The organism is Rhodopseudomonas palustris (assembly GCF_013415845.1).
GTDB lineage: Bacteria > Pseudomonadota > Alphaproteobacteria > Rhizobiales > Xanthobacteraceae > Rhodopseudomonas > Rhodopseudomonas palustris_F.
In genome coordinates this window covers 5112501-5134329 of record NZ_CP058907.1, presented here as the reverse complement: position 1 = coordinate 5134329, position 21829 = coordinate 5112501, and the positions used below count along the sequence as shown (strand labels likewise).

Below are 21829 nucleotides of genomic sequence, written 5' to 3'. Positions count from 1 at the left end.
GCCCCAAGGTTCGTCATTCCGGGGCGCGCCTTCAGGCGCAAACCCGGAATCTCGAAGTGACCGGGCGAAGCGGCGGTCGCAGAACAGCTCGGGATTCCGGGTTCGCTCGCTGCGCGAGCGCCCCGGAATGACGACCTGGAATGATCAGCGCGCAAGCGCGTGAACGAGTCGACAACTAGTAAGGACGCCACATGGCCAAAGGCTTCGCCTCCACGACCGACCTCGCCGAGAAGAAGGTGACGTTTTCCGAGATCGGCCCCGATCTCTATGCGTTCACGGCGGAGGGCGATCCGAATTCGGCGGTGATCGTCGGCGACGACGGCTGCTTGGTGTTCGACGCCCAGGCGACGCCGGCAATGGCCAATAAGGTGATCGAGCGCGTCCGCAGCGTCACCGACAAGCCGATCAAATACGTCGTGCTGTCGCACTATCATGCGGTGCGCGTACTGGGAGCATCGGCCTATCAGGCGCAAGGCATCATCGCGTCGCAGGAGACCTACCGGCTGATCGAGGAGCGCGGTCAGCAGGATTGGGATTCGGAATACGGCCGGTTCCCGCGGCTGTTTCAGGATGCCGAGAGCATTCCGGGGCTGACTTGGCCGACGCTGGCATTCGACGGCGAGATGTCGGTGTTCCTGGGCAAGCGTGAGGTGCGGCTGATGCAGCTCGGCGCCGGCCACACCTCCGGCGATATCGTCGCCTGGGTGCCGGATGCGCAGGTGATGTTCACCGGCGACCTCGTCGAGTATCACTCGGCCTGCTATTGCGGCGACGCGTATTTGCGCGAATGGCCGGCGACGCTGAACGAAATCCGCGAGTTCAATCCGAAGGCGATCGCACCCGGCCGCGGCGACGCGCTGCAAGGGCTGGAGACCACGCGCGAAGCGATCGCGATGACCCGCGACTTCGTCGGCACGCTGTATGGCGCCGCCGAGCTCTCGGTTGCCAAGGGCCGTAGCCTGAAGGAGACCTGGGATGCCACCCGCGAGGTGATGGACCCGAAGTTCTCGTCCTTCGCGATCTACGAGCACTGCCTGCCGTTCAACGTGTCGCGCGCGTTCGACGAAGCCTCCGGCATCGACGATCCGGTGATCTGGACCGCCGAGCGCGACCGCGAAATGTGGGCCGCCCTGCAGGGCGGCTAGTCCGAACCGCGAGCGCGGCTTCGGCCGCGCCCTCGCCAACCGATCGGAGGACGACCATGAACATCAATGCCGCTCCGCAGATCCTCGGCAGCTCATCGCAAGGCATTACGCCCGGCTACATGTCCGGCTTCGGCAATTCGTTCGAGACTGAAGCGCTGCCCGGCGCACTGCCGGTTGGGCGCAACTCGCCGCAGCGCTGCGCCTACGGCCTCTATGCCGAGCAATTGTCCGGCTCGCCGTTCACCGCGCCGCGCGGCGCCAACGAGCGGAGCTGGCTGTATCGCATTCGTCCCTCGGTGAAGCACTCCGGCCGCTTCGCCAAGACCGACATGGGGCTGTGGCGCTCGGCGCCGTGCTTCGAGCACGACCTGCCGATCGCGCAGCTGCGCTGGGATCCGCCGCCGATGCCGCAGGAGAAGCTGACCTTCCTGCAGGGCGTGCGGACGATGACGACGGCCGGCGACGTCAACACCCAGGCCGGGATGGCGACGCATCTCTATCTCATCACCCAGTCGATGGTCGATCAGCACTTCTACAATGCCGACGGCGAGATGATGTTCGTGCCGCAGCAGGGCAGCCTGCGCCTCGTCACCGAGTTCGGAATCATCACCATCGAGCCGGCCGAGATCGCGGTGATCCCTCGCGGCGTCAAGTTCCGGGTCGAATTGGTCGATGGCCCGGCGCGCGGTTATCTGTGCGAAAACTACGGCGGCGCCTTCACGCTGCCGGAGCGCGGCCCGATCGGCGCCAACTGCCTCGCCAATTCGCGCGACTTCCTCACCCCGGTCGCCGCCTATGAGGACAAGGACACACCGACTGAGCTTTATGTGAAGTGGGGCGGCTCGCTGTACGTGACCAAGTTGCCGCATTCGCCGATCGACGTCGTCGCATGGCACGGCAACTACGCGCCGTACAAATACGACCTGCGCACCTATTCGCCGGTCGGCGCGATCGGCTTCGATCATCCCGATCCGTCGATCTTCACCGTCCTGACCTCGCCGTCGGAGACGCCTGGCACCGCCAATATCGACTTCGTAATCTTCCCCGAGCGCTGGATGGTGGCGGACAACACGTTCCGGCCGCCGTGGTATCACATGAACATCATGTCGGAGTTCATGGGGCTGATCTACGGCGTGTACGACGCCAAGCCGCAGGGCTTCGTGCCGGGCGGCGCCTCGCTGCACAACATGATGCTGCCGCACGGCCCGGACCGCGAAGCATTCGATCATGCCAGCAACGGTGAGCTCAAGCCGGTGAAGCTGACCGGCACGATGGCATTCATGTTCGAGACCCGCTACCCGCAGCGCGTCACCGAATATGCGGCAAGCTCCGGCCTGTTGCAGGACGATTACGCGGACTGCTGGAACGGCCTCGAAAAGCGCTTCGATCCGAACCGGCCATGACCAAAGCTCAGGATCACGACGCCGCGGTGCTGTACGGCTATTTTCGCTCGTCCGCGTCGTATCGGGTCAGAATCGCGCTCAACCTGAAGAATATCATCGTGGCGCAGCGCTACGTGCATTTGCGCAACGGCGAGCAGAACCTCGAGGCGTTCCGCTGGATCAATCCCGCCGGAATGGTGCCGTATTGGAGCGAGGGTGAGTTCAATCTCGGCCAGTCGCTGGCGATCATCGAATATCTGGACGAGACTCATCCCGAGCCGCCGTTGCTGCCGAAAGATCCGAAGGCCCGCGCCATCGTCCGCGAGATCGCCTATGCGGTCGCTTGCGACATTCATCCGATCGGCAATTTGCGAATCCTGAAGCGGCTGACCGAACTCGGCGTCGACGAGGTCGATCGCGCCCGCTGGTCGAAGGAGTGGGTCGAGCAGGGCTTTGCGGCGATCGAGGCGCGATTGGCGCAGACGCCGGGGCCGTTCGCCTATGGCGACCGGCCGACGCTGGCCGACATCTGCATCGTGCCGCAAATCTTCAACGCCCGCCGCTTCGACGCCGACCTCGCCCCGTTCGAACGCATCCGCCAGATCGAAGCCGAAGCGATGAAACTCGACGCCTTCGTCGCCGCAGAGCCGGGCCGGCAGCCGGATGCGGAGTGAATATGATGGGCTCGTCTTTCGTCCGAGCCTTCTCGACCTTTGTCCGCGTGCGGCGGGGCGATCGCACATGAACGTTTGTGGCCGCAGCGCGGATCACCCTCCCCTGGAGGGGGAGGGTCGCTCGCGTCAGCGAGCGGGGTGGGGTGGCGAAGAGTTCATCCGCTGTGCGCGCGGCTCACCCCACCCCGTCACGCACCCCGCTACGCGGGCTGCGCGCCGACCCTCCCCCTCAAGGGGAGGGTGAAGAGGCCCCGCCGATCCAATCGAGCCGTTCAACGTTCCAGGACTCCTCATGCACCCCAACGATCCGCGCCTGCGCTCCTTCGTCGATGTGAAACCGGAATCGGACTTTCCGATCCAGAACCTGCCTTACGGCGTGGTCTCGACGGCCGACGATCCCGCTCCCCGCGTCGGTGTCGCGATCGGCGACTTCGTGCTCGACCTCGCCGTGCTGCAAGCTGCGAAGCTGCTCGACCTGCCGGAGGGCGTGTTCACGCAATCGTCGATCAATGCCTTCATGGCGCTCGGGCCGAACGTCTGGCGCAGCACGCGGGCGCGGATCAGCGCGCTGCTGCGGCACGACAATCCCGAGCTGCGCGACCATGCGGAGTTGCGCGCCAAGGCGCTGCTGCCGATGCGCCAGGTGAAGCTGCATTTGCCGCTCCGCGTCGAGGGCTTCACCGATTTCTATTCGTCGAAGGAACACGCCACCAATGTCGGCACCATGTTCCGAGACAAGACCAATCCGCTGCTGCCGAACTGGCTGCACATCCCGATCGGCTACAACGGCCGCGCCTCGACCGTGGTGGTCAGCGGCACCCAGATCCATCGCCCGCGCGGCCAGCTCAAGCCGCCGTCGGCGGAGCTGCCGAGTTTCGGACCGTGCAAGCGGCTGGATTTCGAACTCGAGATCGGCGTCGTGGTCGGGCAGTCGTCGGCGATGGGCACGATGCTGACCGAACAGCAGGCCGAGGAGATGATCTTCGGCTTCACGCTGCTCAACGATTGGAGCGCGCGCGACATCCAGCAGTGGGAGTACGTGCCGCTCGGGCCGTTCCAGGCCAAGGCGTTCGCGACTTCGATCAGCCCGTGGATCGTCACCCGCGAGGCGCTGGAGCCGTTTCGCGTTCACGGCCCCGTGCAGGATCCGGCGCCGCTGCCGTACTTGCAGCAGAAGGGCGCCAACAATTACGACATGGCGCTTGAAGTCGCTTTGCGCACGCCGGCGATGCAGCAGCCGGCGCGGATCAGCGCGACCAATTTCAAATACATGTACTGGTCGTCGGTGCAGCAGCTCGTCCACCATGCCTCCAGCGGCTGCGCGATGAGCGTCGGCGACCTGCTCGGCTCCGGCACGGTGTCGGGCCCGGAGAGAGATCAACTCGGCAGTCTGCTGGAATTGAGCTGGAACGGCACAGAGCCGGTGCAGCTGCCGGGTGGCGAGAGCCGCGGCTTCCTCGAAGACGGCGACAGCCTGGTGATGCGCGGCTGGTGCCAGGGCGACGGCTACCGCGTTGGCTTCGGCGAAGTCGAGGGGACGGTGCTGGCGGCGAAGTGACCGCCTGTGCGGTCATTCCGGGGCGCGCCGTCAGGCGCGAACCCGGAATCCCGAGGTGATAGCAATTTCTAGATTCCGAGTTCGCTCACTTTCGTGAGCGCCCCGGAATGACGAGTGGGCGCGGTTACTTCCCGCCCCAGGCCTTCACCACGTCGCCGATCTGCGAATGCACCGGCGGACGGGCGGCCGAGGGAGTGCGGGAGAAGCGCGGGGCGGGGGCCGGTTGGGTGTGGCCCTCGTGGGTGATGAACGCCTCGCGTGCCACCATGTGCGGATGCTTGGCGGCTTCCGACATCGTCAGCACCGGGGCGAAGCAGACGTCGGTGCCTTCCATCAGCTTGCACCATTCGTCGCGGGTCTTGGTCTTGAACACCGCGGCGAGCTTCTGCTTCAGCGCCGGCCACTGCTTGATGTCCATCTGGGCGTCGTAGTCGGCGTCGGTGAGACCGGCGATCTGGCGCAGCAGCGCGTAGAATTGCGGTTCGATCGAGCCGATCGAGACGAACTGGCCGCCGGCGCACTCGTAAGTGCCGTAGAAATGCGCGCCGCCGTCGAGCATGTTGCTCTCGCGGCCTTCCTTCCAGCGGCCGGCCGCGGTCATGTCGAAGAACATCGTGATCAGCGAGGCGGCGCCGTCGCACATCGCGGCATCAACCACCTGGCCCTTGCCGGACTTCGAGGCTTCGAGCAGCGCCGCGAGAATACCGACGACGAGATACAGCGAGCCGCCGCCGAAATCGCCGACCAGGTTGAGCGGCGGCACCGGCCGCTCCTTCGGGCCGATCGCCGCGAGCGCGCCGGTGATCGAGATGTAGTTGATATCGTGGCCGGCGGCCTGCGCCAGCGGGCCGGTCTGGCCCCAGCCGGTCATCCGCGCGTAGACCAGCTTCGGATTGCGCGCCATCACCACGTCGGGGCCGAGGCCGAGGCGCTCCATCACGCCGGGGCGATAGCCTTCGACCAGCGCGTCGGCGCCGTCGAGCAGGTTCAGCACTTCGGCGACCGAGGCCTTGTCCTTCAGATCGACGGTGACGACGGTGCGGCCGCGCGCGGCGGCGCCCTGCGGCTTCTGGCCGGCGCGCACCAGCGTGATCACCTCGGCGCCCATGTCGGCGAGCAGCATCGAGCCGAACGGGCCGGGCCCGATGCCGGCGAATTCGACGATGCGCGTGCCGGCGAGCGGTCCGCTGGCGTTGGCTTTCGTGGTCGGCTTGGGGGAGGCGGTCGCTGTGTCTTGCACCTTGGGTGTCCATTGTTGTTGTCCGCGCGCGGCGCGGAGCGGTTGTTGTCAGGATCAATCATCATGCCCGGTGTGCTCCGGGCAAGTGACTTTTCGTCCCAGCGCCGCATGCCGCCATGCTGCGGCACCGCACACAACAAAGCGGCGCGCGAACCGCGCGCCGCTTGCCGTGAAGTGGAATTCTTCAGCCTGCGGCTTGGACCGCGCGCTGCGCCATCACCTTGATCAGGTTGGCGCGGTAGTCGGAGGTGCCGTGGATATCCTCGATCAGGCCTTCGTCCGATACCTTCACGCCGTCGAGGGCGGAGGCCGACCAGTTCGCCTGCAGCGCCTGTTCGATCACCGCCACCCGCATCACGCCGTCCTGCGAGGCGCCGGTGGCGGCGGCGCGGATCTCGCCGCTCTTCAGCTTGGCGACGAACACGCCGGTCAGCGCGAAGCGCGACGCCGGATTGCGCATTTTGGCGTAGCCGGCCTTCTCCGGCACCGGGAACGAGATCGCGGTGATGATCTCGTTGTCCTCCAGCGCGGTCATGAACAGCCCCTTGAAGAACTGATCCGCGGGGATCTCGCGCTTGTTGGTCTTCACCGTGGCGTTGAGGGCCAGGATCGCGGCCGGATAGTCCGCCGCGGGATCGTTGGTGGCGACCGAACCGCCGATGGTGCCGCGATAGCGCACTGCCGGATCGCCCAGCACCGAGGTGAGATGCGCGATCGCCGGGATCAGGCGCTTCACGTCGGCATTGTGCATGATGTCGTAGTAGGTGGTCGCCGCCTTGATGGTCAGCGTGTCGCCGCTGGCCTCGATCCCGATCAGCGCCGGGATCTTGGCGATGTCGACGAGATCGCCCGGAGCTGCGAGCCGCTGCTTCATCACCGGCAGCAGCGTATGGCCGCCGGCGAGCAATTTGGCGTCGCTGCCCTTGGCGATCAGCGCCACGGCTTCGTCGACCGAAGAGGCGCGGTGGTAATTCGTCGAATACATGGTCATCTCCAGTTCAGAGATCGGATGCAGGTTTGTTCGGGAAGATCTCCGTCATTGCGAGGAGCGAAGCTCTGGATGGCTTCGCTGCGCTCGCAATGACGATCCGTGTTACTCCGCCGCCTGCTGCAGTTGCATCGCGTGCCACACCCGGTCGGGCGTTGCCGGCATTTCCAGCCGGTTGTTCCCGATCGCGTCGGTGATGGCGTTGATGACCGCCGCCGAAGCGCCGATCGCGCCGGCCTCGCCGCAGCCTTTGACGCCGAGCGGATTGCCCGGACATAGCGTCGTGGTGTGCGAGATGTTGAACGACGGCACGTCGTCGGCGCGTGGCATGGCGTAGTCCATGAACGATGCGGTGACGAGCTGGCCGTCCGCGTCGTAGATCGCGTGTTCCAGGATCGCCTGGCCGATACCCTGCACCAGGCCGCCGTGGACCTGGCCTTCGACGATCATCGGATTGATCAGTCGGCCGAAATCGTCGACCGCGACGAAGTTGACGAACGAGGTCTTGCCGGTGCCCGGATCGACCTCGACTTCGCAGATGTAGGAGCCGGCCGGGAAGGTGAAGTTGGTCGGGTCGTAGAACGCGCTCTCCTTCAGGCCGGGCTCCATGCCGTCCGGCAGGTTGTGCGCCGTGTAGGCGGCGAGCGCAACCATCGGCAGCGCGATCGCCTTGTCGGTGCCGGTGACTTTGAACTCGCCGTTCTCGATGACGATGTCGTTCTCGCTCGCTTCGAGTTGATGCGCCGCGATCTTCTTGGCCTTGGCTTCGACCTTCTCCATCGCCTTGAAGATCGCCGACATGCCGACTGCCGCGGAGCGCGAGCCGTAAGTGCCCATGCCGAACTGCACCTTGTCGGTGTCGCCGTGGACGATCGAGACCTGGTTGATCGGAATGCCGAGCCGGTCCGCGACCAATTGCGCGAAGGTCGTCTCGTGGCCCTGGCCGTGGCTGTGCGAGCCGGTCAGGATCTCGATCGTGCCGACCGGGTTGACGCGGACTTCCGCGGACTCCCACAGGCCGACGCCGGCGCCGAGCGAGCCGACCGCCTTCGACGGCGCGATACCGCAGGCTTCGATGTAGCAGGACAGGCCGAGGCCGCGCAGCTTGCCCTCGCTCTTGGCCTTGGCCTTGCGGGCCGGGAAGCCGGCGTAGTCGATCGCCTTCAAGGCGGCGTCGAGCGACGCGTTGAAGTCGCCGGTGTCGTACGCCATGATCACCGGGGTCTGATGCGGGAACTGGGTGATGAAGTTCTTCCGCCGCAGTTCGGCCGGATCGACCTTGAGCTGCCGCGCCGCGGTCTCGACCAGTCGCTCCAGCAGGTAGCAGGCCTCGGGGCGGCCGGCGCCGCGATAGGCGTCGACCGGCGTGGTGTTGGTATAGACGCCCACCACTTCGGTATAGATCGCCGGGATGTTGTACTGGCCGCTCAGCAGCGTGGCGTACAGATAGGTCGGCACCGACGACGAGAACAGCGACATGTAGGCGCCGAAATTGGCGTAGGTCTTGACCCGCAGGCCGAGCATCTTGTTGTCGGCATCGAACGCCATCTCGGCTTTCGACAGGTGATCACGGCCGTGCGCGTCGGTGACGAAGGCCTCGTTGCGGTCACCGGTCCACTTCACCGGGCGGCCGGTTTTCTTCGAGGCCCACAGCGCGACCATCTCTTCCGGATAGATGAAGATCTTGGAGCCGAAGCCGCCGCCGACATCGGGCGCCACCACCCGCAGCTTGTGCTCGGGGGCGATGTTGTAGAATGCCGACAGCACCAGGCGGGCGACATGCGGGTTCTGCGAGGTGGTGTAGAGCGTGAAGTGCTCTTCGGCCGGATTGTATTCGGCGAGCGCCGCCCGCGGCTCCATCGCGTTCGGCACCAGCCGGTTGTTGGTGAGTTCGATCGAGACGACGTTGGCGGCCTTGCTGAACGCCTCGTCGGTCGCCTTCTGGTCGCCGATCTCCCAGTCGTACACGATATTGCCGGGCGCTTCGGGGTGAAGCTGCGCTGCACCATCGGCAATCGCCGCCTTGATGTTGGCGACTGCCGGCAGTTCCTCGTAATGCACCACCACGGCTTCGGCGGCGTCGCGGGCGAGGTTCTTGCTCTCGGCGATCACCACCGCGACGGCCTGGCCGACGAAGCGCACCGTCTCCGGCGCCATCGCCGGCCACGCGCCCATCTTCATCGCCGAACCGTCCTTGGAGTGGATCGCCCAGCCGCAGATCAGATTGCCGACCTTGTCGTCGACGATCTGCTGACCGGTGAGCACGTCGACCACCCCCGGCATCGCCTTGGCGGCGTCGAGCTCGATGCCGGTGATCTTGGCGTGCGCGTGCGGGCTGCGCACGAAATGCGCATACGTCATGCCCTGCAGCTTGATGTCGTCGACATAGCGGCCGCGGCCGGTGATGAAGCGGCGGTCTTCCTTGCGCGCGACGCGCGCGCCGATACCCTCGATGCCCATGTGCAATTCTCTCCCTTCGACTGCTTCAGCCGCGCGGATTCGGAACGTCGCGGGTCGCAGCCATCATTCGAACGTGTGGTCGGCGACGAAACGGCAGGCGTGCAGGCGGCCTATTCGGCGGCCTGCGCCACATTCATGCGGGAGGCGGCGTCGAGCACCGACTTGACGATGTTATGATAGCCGGTGCACCGGCAGATGTTGCCTTCGAGCTCGTGGCGCACGGTCTCTTCGTCGAGGTTGCCACCGTAGCGGTGCACGATGTCGATCGCCGACATAATCATTCCGGGCGTGCAGTAGCCGCACTGCAAACCGTGATTGTCGCGGAACGCCGCCTGCATCGGGTGCAGTTCGTCGCCCTTGGAGATGCCTTCGATGGTGGTGATGTTGGCGCCGTCGACCTGGCCGACCAGCGTCGTGCACGACTTCACCGCACGGCCGTCGATATGCACCACGCAGCAGCCGCATTGGCTGGTATCGCAGCCGACATGGGTGCCGGTCAGGCCGAGGTGATCACGCAGCAGATGGACGAGGAGCGTTCGATCCTCGACATCCGCCGTCACCAGCTTGCCGTTGACGGTCATTGAGACTTTGGACACGCGTCAGTCCTCCCGATGAATTTTTAATTGTTCCAATTAGAAGCGCCGCCGTCGGACTTTGCAACTGGGATTTTTCGCGGCTCGGAGGGCCACGAGCGTCAAGTTTCGATGACGGTTTAGTGACTGCGACAAACTAACCGGTCAGCCAGCGAGGCTGGATCATCCCGGCGGCGCAGTTCGCTGTTAGCTGGAACAGGAACTTCAAATCCGCACGGGCTTACGTTGCGGTGCAGCGAAAAGGAACTGTGCGATGCACCGGCTGCGACGTCAGCCGGTGCATCCCTGCTTTTTGGGTAGCAATCGATCAGGCGTTGTTAGCCGCGTGCAAAAGCGCACGGACCGAAGCTGTGGCGACGTCCGGATCGATCCCGGTCCCAAACACCGTGCGGCCGTCGGAGGTGCGGCATTCGACATAGGCCGCAGCCTGCGCGGTCGCGCCGAAGCCGATCGCGTGCTCCTGATAGTCCGCAACATCGAGCGCCGGACCGCCGGCATCTTGCAGCGCTGCCACCACCCCGGAGATCAGGCCGTTGCCGCGGCCCGAGAGCGAACGGACTTCGCCGTCGATCGCGATCCGGCCAATGAACGTCCGTTGCCCCACCGGTCCGGTCTCCTTGTAGTCCTCCAGCACGAACCGGTCGGTCGGCCGCTGCAAATAGCAGCCTGCAAAGCACTGCCAGATGTCGGAGGTATTGAGCTCGCGGCCGAGATCGTCGGCCAGTTTCTGGACGTGCGTGCTGAAATCGGCCTGCATCCGCTTGGGCAGCTTCAGTCCCTTGTCCTGTTCCAGCACCCAGGCGACGCCACCCTTGCCGGACTGCGAATTGACGCGGATGACGGCTTCGTAGGTTTCGCCGATGTCCGCCGGGTCGATCGGCAGATACGGCATCTCCCAAAGGCTATCGTTGCGCTGCGCATGCGCGGCGAAGCCCTTGCGGATGGCGTCCTGGTGCGAGCCGGAGAAGGCCGTATGCACCAGCTCGCCGGCGTAGGGATGCCGCGGATGAACCGGCAGTTCGGTGCAGTGCTCGACCGTGTTCACCACCTCGCGCATCGCCGGGAAGGAAAGCCCCGGATCGATCCCTTGGGTGTAGAGATTCAGCGCCAAGGTCACGAGATCGACGTTGCCGGTCCGCTCGCCGTTGCCGAACAGGCAGCCCTCGACCCGATCCGCACCGGCGAGCAGGCCCAATTCGGCGGCCGCAACACCGGTGCCCCGGTCGTTGTGAGGGTGCAGGCTGATGACGACGGAATCCCGCCGCGAAATGTTGCGGCAGAACCACTCGATCTGATCGGCATAGACGTTCGGCATCGCGACTTCGACCGTCGCCGGCAGGTTCAAGATCGCGGGGCGCTCGGGTGTCGGCTGCCACACGTCGAGCACGCGCTCGCAGATCTCCAACGCGAAGTCGGGCTCGGTGAAGCAGAAGGTCTCGGGCGAATATTCGAAGGTCCAGTCGGTGCCGGGGCGCTTCAGGCTCTCGTCGAGCATCGCGGTGACGCCCGTGATCGCCAGATCGACGACGTCGCGCCGCTCCATGCCGAACACCACGCGCCGGAATAGCGGCGCCGTCGCATTGTAGAGATGCACGATCGCGCGCTGCGCGCCCTCCAACGACTCGAAAGTACGGGCGATCAGCTCGGTTCTGGATTGCGTGAGAACCTGGACCGTTACGTCGTCGGGAATCCGGTCGTCGGTGATCAGGCTGCGAACGAAATCGAATTCGGTCTGCGAAGCCGACGGAAATGCGACCTCGATTTCCTTGAAGCCGATCGCGATCAGCATGTCGTAGAAGCGCTGCTTGCGTTCGACCCCCATGGGATTGGCGAGCGACTGATTGCCATCGCGCAGGTCGGTGGAGAGCCAGCGCGGGGCCGACGTCAAACGACGGGATGGCCATTGCCGGTCCGGCAGGTCGACCGGCGTGACAAAGGGACGGTATTTGGTTTCGGGATTCTTCAACATGATCGATGTCCGTTGCGCGCGGAGGAAAGGTCAAAGCGGGCAGGGCTGGATACGGCCGCCAGGCTGCCGTCAGTCCCGGCGACCGCCAGTAAGTCGAAGCGCAACGGACAGAAGTCGGTCGTGGGGAGCCGGCAGGGCGGGCGCGTTCAGACCGCACGTCTCGACAGCCGCCGAGACCGCGCAAAGCGGTCGGGCATGGCTGGAGACGATATGGGCGATCGAGAGCACGGGGGTATCCACGGACCTATGTGGGACTGTCTCCTTACCTAGAACGAGCCGCCTGTGATAATCTCGCGCGGAAAGATCAATCATCGTCGCGAAAGGATCATCTTGGGCAATGCGGGCGCAGGCTGTCACCGATCATGTTGCCGTTGTCAGCCAGGATGCGCACCGCTTCGCAAGCCGCCGCCATTCTCATGCGCAGGCGCAGCTCATCTACGCCATCACGGGCGTGGTCTCCGTCACCACGGCTGACGGCACCTGGGTCGTGCCGCCGAGCCGTGCGGTCTGGGTGCCGGCGGGTGTCGAGCATGACACCAAAAGCCATTCAGCCGTGCAGTTCCGCTCACTGCTGATCGACGCAGTCGAGGTGATGGGACTGCCCGTCGTTTGCATGGCGATGGAGGTGACACCGTTGCTGCGCGAACTGATCCTGCGCCTTGTCGCGATTGCGGACGCGCCAGGCCGCGTGGAACTCAGCCGCGTGGTCACGCAGCTCCTGCTGATGGAACTCGCAAGTTTACCAGTTGAGCCGCTCAGTCTGCCGACGCCTCGGCATCCGCAGCTCGCTCGGTTTTGCGACCGGATCCGCGGCGAACCCGCCGCTTCCGTCTCGCTCGAGCAGGCCGCGCGTGCCTTGCACATGAGCCGGGCGAGCTTCATGCGGCTGTTTCAGCATGAAACGGGAATGAGCTTCTTGCGCTGGCGACAGCAAGCGCGCCTTTTGCACGCCTTGTCGCTGCTGGCTGAAGGGCAATCGATCCTGAACGTTGCCCTGGCTTGCGGGTATGACAGTCCAAGCGCGTTTTCGGCGATGTTCCGGCGCGTCCTCGGAAAATCACCAAGTCAGTACTTCCTGCCCTGAACTAAAGTCGAGGCCACGATCCTGCGACTACGCGGTTTACGCAGCTTTAGACAATGCCGCGTAGCTTTCGAGCACCCGGTTCAGTTCCGGGATATGGCGCTTGGACGGGGTATATCAAGTGAGTGTAACGACAGCCGCCGGAGCGCGGGATAAGTCCGCGGCGCTACCGGCTCTGCGTTTTCGTGGCAAGGTCACGCTCGGCTTTGCGGTGGTGCTCGGCATCACGGCGATCAGTATGGGGCTGGCGTACCTCGGGTTCGAACGAGTTTCGGACGGGGTGGTCGCGTATCGCGACGGCGTCCGGCAGTCCGACCTCGCCCGCAATATCGATCGCGAGATGGTCGGCTACGAGGCGCGGGCGCGTTATTACGTACTCACCGGCAAGGACGAGGACGCCAAGGCAGCGCTCGCGGCCGAAGCCAGGCTCAAGGACGCGATCGCCGAGTCGCTACAGGGCGCCACCAGACCGGCGCAGCGTGAGGCGCTGACCCGGCTGTCGGGCGAGTTCTCCACCTTCGCCAAGCTGTTCGCCGACATCGTGGCGCTGAAGACCGATAGCGCGCTCGTCGTTCAGAACGGGCTGACGCGCGGCGGCCTCAACCTTCGTTACAAGTTCGACGATCTGGTGAGCGCGGCCAGCGACCGCGAAGATTCGAGCGCAGAACTCGGCGCCAAGCGGGCGGCGGAACAATATGCCGGCGCGATGACGCTGGCGAACACGTTCGCGATCAACTCCAGCGTTCCGGTCGCCGACAACGCTTTGGCGCGGCTGAAATTCGTCGAGAATTCGCTGAACATCGTCAAGGCGGACGGCGAGATCGCTGCGGCGGTGAACGAGATCTTCACCATGCTGGGCGAGTACCGGCAGGCGCTGGTCAAGCTCAGTGACAACGTCAAGGCGATCGACGCCAAGGTCGCCACCATGATGGCCTCCGCCGCCGCGATCATCCGCGACTCCGAAGCGATCAAGGCGGATCTGCTTGCCGATCAGCAGCGGCTCGAGCGCGAATCCGATGCCACGGTCACATCCACCGAACGGATGGTGGCGATGCTCGGGATCGGCGGCTTCCTGCTCGGCGCAGTGCTCGCAGTGCTGCTCGGTCGGGGGATTTCACGCCCGATGCAGTCGATGTGCGCGGCGATGCGCCGGCTGGCCGGCGGCGATTTCAACGTGGTGCTGCCGGGGCTCGGCCGCCGCGACGAGATCGGCGAGATGGCCGCCGCGGTCGAGGAGTTCAAAGTCCAGGCGGCCCGCAAGGCCGAGCAGGACGCGATCGCCCGCGAGCGCGAGGCGGAGGCCGGCCGCGAGGCCCGGCGCGCCGAGTTGATCGGCTTTGCCAGCGAATTCGAAAGCGCAGTCGGCGCGATCGTGGCGCACGTCTCCGACGCCGCGTCGCAGCTCGAAAGTGCCGCCTCGACGCTGACCCGCACCGCCGAGACCACGCAGGCGCTGTCGGGGCAGGTCGCCGGCGACTCCCAGCAGGCGTCGTCCGGCATGCAGGCGGTCGCCTCCGCCACCGAGCAGCTTTCGGCCTCGGTCGGCGAAATCGGCCGCCGGGTCGACCAGTCCAGCGCCATCGCCGAAGCCGCGGTGGAGCAGGCACACGAGACCGACGACCGGATCGGCAAGCTGACCCAGGCGGCGCAGCAGATCGGCGAGGTGATGCAGCTGATCACCACGATCGCCGAACAGACCAACCTGTTGGCGCTCAATGCCACCATCGAGGCGGCGCGGGCCGGCGAGGCCGGGCGAGGCTTCGCGGTGGTCGCCGCCGAGGTGAAATCGCTGGCGACCCAGACTGCGAAGGCGACCGACGAAATCTCCTCGCAGGTCGCCGAGATGCAGGAAGCGACCCGGGACTCGGTGACGTCGATTCAGCGGATCGGCAGCACCATTGCGGAGATCTCGACGATCTCCGCCTCGATCGCCAGCGCTGTCACGCAGCAGGACTCCGCGACGCGTGAGATCGCCAGCAGTGTGCAGGGCGTCGCCCAGGGAACTCAGCGGGTCGCCGGCAACATCGCCGAGGTCAACCGCGGGGCCGCCGAGACCGGCGCCGCATCGGCTCAGGTGCTGCAGTCGGCCCGCAGCCTGTCGGCCGAGAGTGCGCGGCTGCGTACCGAGCTCGATCGTTTCATGGCCAATATCCGCGCCGCCTGACAGGCCGGATACCCCGCGCAATTAGACGACCTGCGGCGCCCAGCCGCAGGTTTGGCGCGTGCGTTGGAACCGATCAGACGCTCTCCCGTTGATCTTCCGCAAAACGGTCCATCGCTTGCCGATGGATCGCCACGTTCGGCGCTGGCGGCGTGGCACACCGCAGCCGGAGTGGGAGTGTATGGCCGACAGCGTCAGTGCCGCGATCACCGAGCCGCCGCAGGTTCCATCTGCGGCCACCGGGCGGGTCATCGACACCGATATTCCGGCACGGCTCGACGGTCTGTTGTGGAGCCGTTTTCACACCCGTGTGGTGGCCGCGCTCGGGATCACCTGGATTCTGGACGGTCTCGAAGTCACGCTGGCCGGAGCCCTCGCAGGCGCCCTGAAGGACAGCCCAAGTCTGCGATTCAGTAATCTCGATGTCGGCCTGGCCAACAGCGCCTATCTGGCTGGTGCGGTGATCGGCGCGCTCGGGTTCGGTTGGCTGACCGACCGGATCGGCCGGAAGAAACTGTTCTTCATCACCCTTGCGCTGTATCTCACGGCCACTGCGGCGACGGCGCTGTCGTGGAGCGTCACCAGCTACGCGCTGTTCCGGTTTCTCACCGGCGCAGGCATCGGCGGTGAGTACACCGCGATCAACTCCACGATTCAGGAACTGGTGCCGGCACGCTATCGCGGCTGGACCGATCTGGTGATCAACGGCAGCTTCTGGATCGGTGCGGCGATCGGTGCGGTGTGCGCCATCGTGCTGCTCGATCCCGCCGTGATCGATCCCGATCATGGCTGGCGGCTGGCTTATCTGACCGGCGCTGCCATCGGCCTTGTGGTGTTCGCGATGCGCTGGTGGATTCCGGAGAGTCCGCGCTGGTTGATGATCCACGGCCAGCCCGAGCGCGCGGAAGCGATCGTCGCCGACATCGAACAAAGCGCGCGTCATGCGCCCGATCGCCCGCGCGTGTTGCCAAAGATCAAGCTGCGAATGCGCACCCACACGCCGCTGCTCGACGTCGCGAAGACCCTGTTTGGGACCTATCGTCAGCGCTCGCTGGTCGGGCTGGTCCTGATGACCGCGCAGGCGTTCTTCTACAACGCGATCTTCTTCACCTATGCGTTGATCCTGACCGACTTCTTCGGCATCTCCGCCAATCACGTCGGCTGGTACATACTGCCGTTCGCGGCCGGAAACTTCCTCGGTCCGCTGCTGCTCGGTCGGCTGTTCGATACGCTCGGCCGCCGCACCATGATCGGCTTCACCTATGGCGTCTCGGGACTTCTGCTGGCGCTGTCGGGCTATTTGTTCTCGATCGGGGCGCTCAGCGCACAAAGCCAGACCATCGCCTGGATGGTGATCTTCTTCTTCGCTTCGCCGGCGGCGAGCGCGGCCTATCTCACCGTCAGCGAAACCTTTCCGCTCGAAGTTCGTGCGCTGGCGATCGCAATCTTCTACGCGATCGGCACGGGCATCGGCGGTGTCGCCGGTCCGGCGCTGTTCGGCGCACTGATCGACACGGGCTCACGCGGCAGCGTGTTCGCCGGCTATTTGTTCGGCTCGGTGTTGATGATGGCAGCCGCGGTCATCGGCTGGCGCTATGGTATCGCGGCCGAGCGCCGCTCACTCGAACACGTCGCGCGGCCGCTGGCCGCAACAGAGGATATTCGATGACGACCAAACTCGTTCGACCATCTGATCAGGCGACCTCAAATCAGGTTCCGGTCCCCGGCGCGCTGGTGCCGCATCTCGATCAGTGTGCGCTGCTGCTGGACATCGATGGTACGTTGTTGGACCTGGCGCCGACCCCGCGCGAAGTCTGGGTGCCGCCGGAGCTGGAACAAACGCTGACCAATCTTCTGGTCAGGACGTCCGGTGCGCTGGCGCTCGTCAGCGGGCGTTCGATCAACGACATCGATCTGATTTTCGCGCCGATGCGATTGCCCGCCGTCGGTGGTCATGGCGCCGAGATGCGGCTGTCGGGCGAGGGCGAAGCGATCGCGACGCACGCGCCGCCGCTCGATTCCGAGCTGAAGAGCCGGCTCGCCGCAATCGCTCGCATCAGCCCTGGTATTTTGTTGGAGGACAAAGGCTACTCATTGGCACTGCACTATCGTCTGGCGCCGCACACTGAGAAAGCGATCTACGAAGCGGTTGCGGCGATCCGCGCGGAGAATCCGGAAGCGCCGCTGGAAGTCCTGCCCGGGAAGTCTGTCTGCGAGATCAAGCATTCGGGTTTCACCAAGGCGACAGGCGTGCGGGAACTGATGACTCGCGCACCGTTCAAAGGCCGGCGTCCGATCTTCATCGGCGACGACGTTACTGACGAAACGGTGTTCGCCATCATGCCGGAACTTCGAGGCCTCGCATTCTCGGTTGGGCGCTATAGCGAACTGACCTCCGGACACTTCGACGAACCGCGCGATGTGCGCAACTGGCTCGCACGTTTACTCGAACCAGCCAATTAGTACGCGCGTTGAGTACGGTTCCGGACAAAAAAACAACGCAAAACGCTTAGTTCTCAGAAAAGTTCCAGCATTGCCATGGAACGATCACGATGAATGGATGTTAATCTCCGCAGCGTCGCATAGGCGCACCAGACAGTTGGGGAGTCGGAGGGAAACGTGAACCTGGTCGTGGTTTCGAACCGAGTTGCCCGAGCGTCGGGGAACGAACCGATGACGGGAGGGCTGGCAGCCGCGTTGCTGCCAGTGGTGGAAAAATCCGGGGCGATATGGGTCGGCTCGAGCGGTCGCGTCCGTGATGGCGTTCACCGCGAGCCGTTCGCTGAAATCGAACCGCTCGGCGCTGGCGCTCTCGCCATGCTGGATCTGCCCGCCGCACATTACGGCGGTTACTACGAGGGCTTCGCCAATTCGGCGCTATGGCCTGCGCTGCATTCCCGCCCGGATCTGATCCGGGTGTCGCACGACGATTATCGCTCCTATCGCGAAGTCAACGCCTTCATGGCGCGGGCGCTGCTGCGGTTCCGCAAGCCGGATACCGCGTTCTGGATTCAGGATTATCACTTCCTCGCTTTGGGCGCGGAACTGCGCCAGCTCGGCGTCCAGCATCCGATCGGGTTCTTCCTGCATACGCCCTGGCCGTCGCGGGCGACGATTGGATGCGTGCCCCATCACCGCGAACTGATCGAAGCGATGCTGACCTATGATCTGATCGGGTTCCAGACCGAAGAGGATCGCCGCAATTTCCTCGGTTACGTCGAATCGGAACTCGGCCTGAAGATCGACGGCAGCGAGGTCTCGACCACGCACGGCACCGCGCGCTGCGAGGTGTTCGCAATCAGCATCGACGCCGACGCATTCGCCCAACAAGCACAGAAGGCGATGACTCACCCCGAAGTCTCCCGCCTCCGCAAGAGTCTGAACGGCGAAAAGCTCGTAATTGGCGTCGATCGTCTCGATTACTCGAAGGGGCTGATCAACCGCGTCAAGGCGTTCGACAAGATGTTGACCGACCGGCCAGCCTTGCAGCGGGTGGTGTCGCTGCTACAAATCGCGACCCCGTCCCGCGGCACGATCGAGGCTTACGGCAATCTGCAGGGCGATCTCGCCAAGCTGGTCAGCGACGTCAACGGCCGGCTCGGCGAGGTCGACTGGACCCCGATCCGCTATCTCAACAAGGGGTATCGCCAGAGTGTGCTCGCGGGCCTGTACCGCTCGGCTCATGTCGGGTTGGTCACACCGCTGCAGGATGGGATGAACCTGGTGGCCAAGGAATACGTTGCGGCGCAGAACCCGCTCGATCCCGGCGTCCTGGTGCTGTCGAAATTCGCCGGGGCCGCCAATGAGCTCGACACCGCTCTGCAGGTCAATCCGCACGACATCGAGGGAATGTCGCGGGTGATCGCCACCGCGCTGGCGATGCCGCTGACCGAGCGGCGGCTGCGCTGGGAGGCGATGATGGCCAAGCTGCGCGACAACAGCATCCGCCGCTGGTTCGCGGACTTCCTCGCCGCACTGGACCAAGCCCACACCGCCAATCGCAGTGTCGGCCCGATCCCGCTGGCGCCGCCGCCCTCGATCATGATGGCGGGGGGGCGGTCGCGGCTCGCGCCGCGCGCTGCTGGTGGCGCAGTGCTGCAATAGGCGGGCAAGGGGGGGCGTTTGGCTGTCGGATTTGCCGGCGTGGCCGGCAATCTCGCGCTGCGCCGCCCTCCGGCGTCCAACTCGCTGTGCCGCTCCCTGCGGCCGCCGCTCCACCCCGTCCAAGCCGTTTCCGGCAATATTTGACGTGAAATCCGCTAGGGGCATGGCGCAATCGCTTGCCAAATCCGCGCGGCGCGGTCATGAGAAGGCACCCGGAGAGGTGGCCGAGTGGTTGAAGGCGCACGCCTGGAACGCGTGTATACGGGAAACTGTATCGAGGGTTCGAATCCCTCTCTCTCCGCCATTTCGGCCCAAGTGCCGTTTTTCACCCCCATCACTGTTCTGATGACGGTCTGTCCCGGGCGCGCTCGATGCGTCCGCATGGACGGTCACCGCTTTGCGCGGCTGGATGTCGGCGGCCAGAGCTCCCGCTCAAGTGCCGCGTATCGAAAAGTTCTCGCCCCTAACTTCGGCCCAGGAACCTTCGAGAGGCGAGGGCGTCTCCTTGCGACAGGGGAAATGTCGGGGGCCGTCCCTCATTTTTTTGCCGACCAAGCCGGCGAATGGACCTGAGTTCCGAATTCCTGCTTTGCGGAACATCCTAAAAATTCCTGGATTTTCAGAGCCTTCTGCGCTGCGGAATCCGAAATTCGTGAAACCTTCATTTTTCGCTTGCGGTCCCGGAAGGCCCGGCCTATAAGACGGCCACTGAGCGCGGCGCCGCTGAGCCCTTCGGGCCCCAGCGAGCTTTCGTGCCTCTGGAACATCCATCGAGTTCGATGAGTGCATCAGCAGCCGATAGTTGTCGGTTGCCAATCGCCGTCGGGCCGGGTTTCCAGGCTCCTCTTAAGTGTAGGAGTTGAAGTTTTGATGGTCTCCGTGACCTCGGGCTTCGTTGAGATCTTCGGATCTCGGGCTGTTTGACAAGTGAAGATGAAGAAAGAGAAACGTGGACGGCGAAGTCCTTGCGGGTCTCGATTGTAAGAAGGCTTCGGCTTTCGAGCGTTGAGATCGGACGAAAGACTTCGGCGGTACACGTTTTCAAGGAAACACCATGTTCGCGAGCGCTGTGAAGCGCTGCGACGAACCGGCGATCTTCGGATTGTTGGTGATGGTGGGACCTCGTCAAACGTTGTGATCAGCCGGTTCAAAGTTCAAGTCCAACTTGAGAGTTTGATCCTGGCTCAGAGCGAACGCTGGCGGCAGGCTTAACACATGCAAGTCGAACGGGCGTAGCAATACGTCAGTGGCAGACGGGTGAGTAACGCGTGGGAACGTACCTTTTGGTTCGGAACAACACAGGGAAACTTGTGCTAATACCGGATAAGCCCTTACGGGGAAAGATTTATCGCCGAAAGATCGGCCCGCGTCTGATTAGCTAGTTGGTGAGGTAATGGCTCACCAAGGCGACGATCAGTAGCTGGTCTGAGAGGATGATCAGCCACATTGGGACTGAGACACGGCCCAAACTCCTACGGGAGGCAGCAGTGGGGAATATTGGACAATGGGGGAAACCCTGATCCAGCCATGCCGCGTGAGTGATGAAGGCCCTAGGGTTGTAAAGCTCTTTTGTGCGGGAAGATAATGACGGTACCGCAAGAATAAGCCCCGGCTAACTTCGTGCCAGCAGCCGCGGTAATACGAAGGGGGCTAGCGTTGCTCGGAATCACTGGGCGTAAAGGGTGCGTAGGCGGGTTTCTAAGTCAGAGGTGAAAGCCTGGAGCTCAACTCCAGAACTGCCTTTGATACTGGAAGTCTTGAGTATGGCAGAGGTGAGTGGAACTGCGAGTGTAGAGGTGAAATTCGTAGATATTCGCAAGAACACCAGTGGCGAAGGCGGCTCACTGGGCCATTACTGACGCTGAGGCACGAAAGCGTGGGGAGCAAACAGGATTAGATACCCTGGTAGTCCACGCCGTAAACGATGAATGCCAGCCGTTAGTGGGTTTACTCACTAGTGGCGCAGCTAACGCTTTAAGCATTCCGCCTGGGGAGTACGGTCGCAAGATTAAAACTCAAAGGAATTGACGGGGGCCCGCACAAGCGGTGGAGCATGTGGTTTAATTCGACGCAACGCGCAGAACCTTACCAGCCCTTGACATGTCCAGGACCGGTCGCAGAGACGCGACCTTCTCTTCGGAGCCTGGAGCACAGGTGCTGCATGGCTGTCGTCAGCTCGTGTCGTGAGATGTTGGGTTAAGTCCCGCAACGAGCGCAACCCCCGTCCTTAGTTGCTACCATTTAGTTGAGCACTCTAAGGAGACTGCCGGTGATAAGCCGCGAGGAAGGTGGGGATGACGTCAAGTCCTCATGGCCCTTACGGGCTGGGCTACACACGTGCTACAATGGCGGTGACAATGGGAAGCTAAGGGGCGACCCTTCGCAAATCTCAAAAAGCCGTCTCAGTTCGGATTGGGCTCTGCAACTCGAGCCCATGAAGTTGGAATCGCTAGTAATCGTGGATCAGCATGCCA

The 21829-nt window shown here is 64.1% G+C and carries 14 protein-coding genes, 1 tRNA gene and 1 rRNA gene (1 of these 16 running past the window's edge); 11 read left to right on the top strand and 5 right to left on the bottom strand.

From position 1 onward, the window contains the following. Positions 1–191: 191 nt before the first annotated feature. From HZF03_RS23525 to fahA, 4 genes are all read left to right on the top strand, one after another. Entirely contained in the window at positions 192–1145 is a 954-nt protein-coding gene (locus HZF03_RS23525) for an MBL fold metallo-hydrolase (protein ID WP_011160205.1), read from the top strand. Between the two features lie 56 nt (positions 1146–1201). Continuing rightward, positions 1202–2548, top strand: coding sequence for a homogentisate 1,2-dioxygenase (hmgA, locus tag HZF03_RS23520; protein WP_119020021.1), 1347 nt, complete (start codon positions 1202–1204; stop codon positions 2546–2548). Then, complete coding sequence (gene maiA, locus HZF03_RS23515) at positions 2545–3201, top strand: maleylacetoacetate isomerase (RefSeq protein WP_011160203.1); 657 nt, start codon at positions 2545–2547, stop codon at positions 3199–3201. The genes hmgA and maiA overlap by 4 nt, the downstream gene beginning before the upstream one ends. Before the next feature lie 292 nt (positions 3202–3493). Next, the gene (gene fahA / locus HZF03_RS23510) at positions 3494–4759 is read left to right on the top strand and encodes a fumarylacetoacetase (protein ID WP_119019622.1); all 1266 of its coding nucleotides are present in this window, start codon (positions 3494–3496) and stop codon (positions 4757–4759) included. 124 nt (positions 4760–4883) lie between these two features. Here the strand turns inward: fahA and HZF03_RS23505 are convergent, their stop codons facing one another. The 5 genes from HZF03_RS23505 to leuA form a co-directional block, all read right to left on the bottom strand. Then, positions 4884–5999, bottom strand: coding sequence for a CaiB/BaiF CoA transferase family protein (locus tag HZF03_RS23505; protein ID WP_119019623.1), 1116 nt, complete (start codon positions 5997–5999; stop codon positions 4884–4886). 184 nt (positions 6000–6183) lie between these two features. Then, positions 6184–6984, bottom strand: coding sequence for an FAD binding domain-containing protein (locus HZF03_RS23500; protein WP_012497798.1), 801 nt, complete (start codon positions 6982–6984; stop codon positions 6184–6186). 108 nt (positions 6985–7092) lie between these two features. Beyond that, complete coding sequence (locus tag HZF03_RS23495) at positions 7093–9447, bottom strand: xanthine dehydrogenase family protein molybdopterin-binding subunit (protein WP_012497797.1); 2355 nt, start codon at positions 9445–9447, stop codon at positions 7093–7095. A gap of 110 nt (positions 9448–9557) precedes the next feature. Next, positions 9558–10043, bottom strand: coding sequence for a (2Fe-2S)-binding protein (locus HZF03_RS23490; protein WP_012497796.1), 486 nt, complete (start codon positions 10041–10043; stop codon positions 9558–9560). A 304-nt stretch (positions 10044–10347) separates the two neighbouring features. Next, the gene (leuA, locus tag HZF03_RS23485) at positions 10348–12009 is read right to left on the bottom strand and encodes a 2-isopropylmalate synthase (RefSeq protein WP_119019624.1); all 1662 of its coding nucleotides are present in this window, start codon (positions 12007–12009) and stop codon (positions 10348–10350) included. Between the two features lie 337 nt (positions 12010–12346). On the opposite strand from leuA, the gene HZF03_RS23480 reads away from it, so the two are divergent. The 7 genes from HZF03_RS23480 to HZF03_RS23450 all read left to right on the top strand — a co-directional run. Beyond that, the gene (locus HZF03_RS23480; protein WP_119019625.1) at positions 12347–13093 is read left to right on the top strand and encodes an AraC family transcriptional regulator; all 747 of its coding nucleotides are present in this window, start codon (positions 12347–12349) and stop codon (positions 13091–13093) included. Between the two features lie 118 nt (positions 13094–13211). Next, positions 13212–15254 (top strand): methyl-accepting chemotaxis protein, encoded by a 2043-nt coding sequence (locus HZF03_RS23475; RefSeq protein ID WP_119019628.1) that lies wholly within the window; start codon positions 13212–13214, stop codon positions 15252–15254. A 178-nt stretch (positions 15255–15432) separates the two neighbouring features. Continuing rightward, positions 15433–16920, top strand: a complete 1488-nt coding sequence (locus HZF03_RS23470) for an MFS transporter (protein ID WP_119019626.1) — start codon at positions 15433–15435, stop codon at positions 16918–16920. Beyond that, positions 16917–17714, top strand: a complete 798-nt coding sequence (gene otsB / locus HZF03_RS23465) for a trehalose-phosphatase (protein ID WP_119019627.1) — start codon at positions 16917–16919, stop codon at positions 17712–17714. The genes HZF03_RS23470 and otsB overlap by 4 nt, the downstream gene beginning before the upstream one ends. A gap of 156 nt (positions 17715–17870) precedes the next feature. Further along, positions 17871–19355, top strand: a complete 1485-nt coding sequence (gene otsA / locus HZF03_RS23460; RefSeq protein WP_012497790.1) for an alpha,alpha-trehalose-phosphate synthase (UDP-forming) — start codon at positions 17871–17873, stop codon at positions 19353–19355. Positions 19356–19569: 214 nt separating this feature from the next. Continuing rightward, positions 19570–19659, top strand: a tRNA-Ser gene (locus HZF03_RS23455). A gap of 857 nt (positions 19660–20516) precedes the next feature. Next, positions 20517–21829 (top strand): 16S ribosomal RNA (locus tag HZF03_RS23450) (it continues 176 nt past the right edge of the window).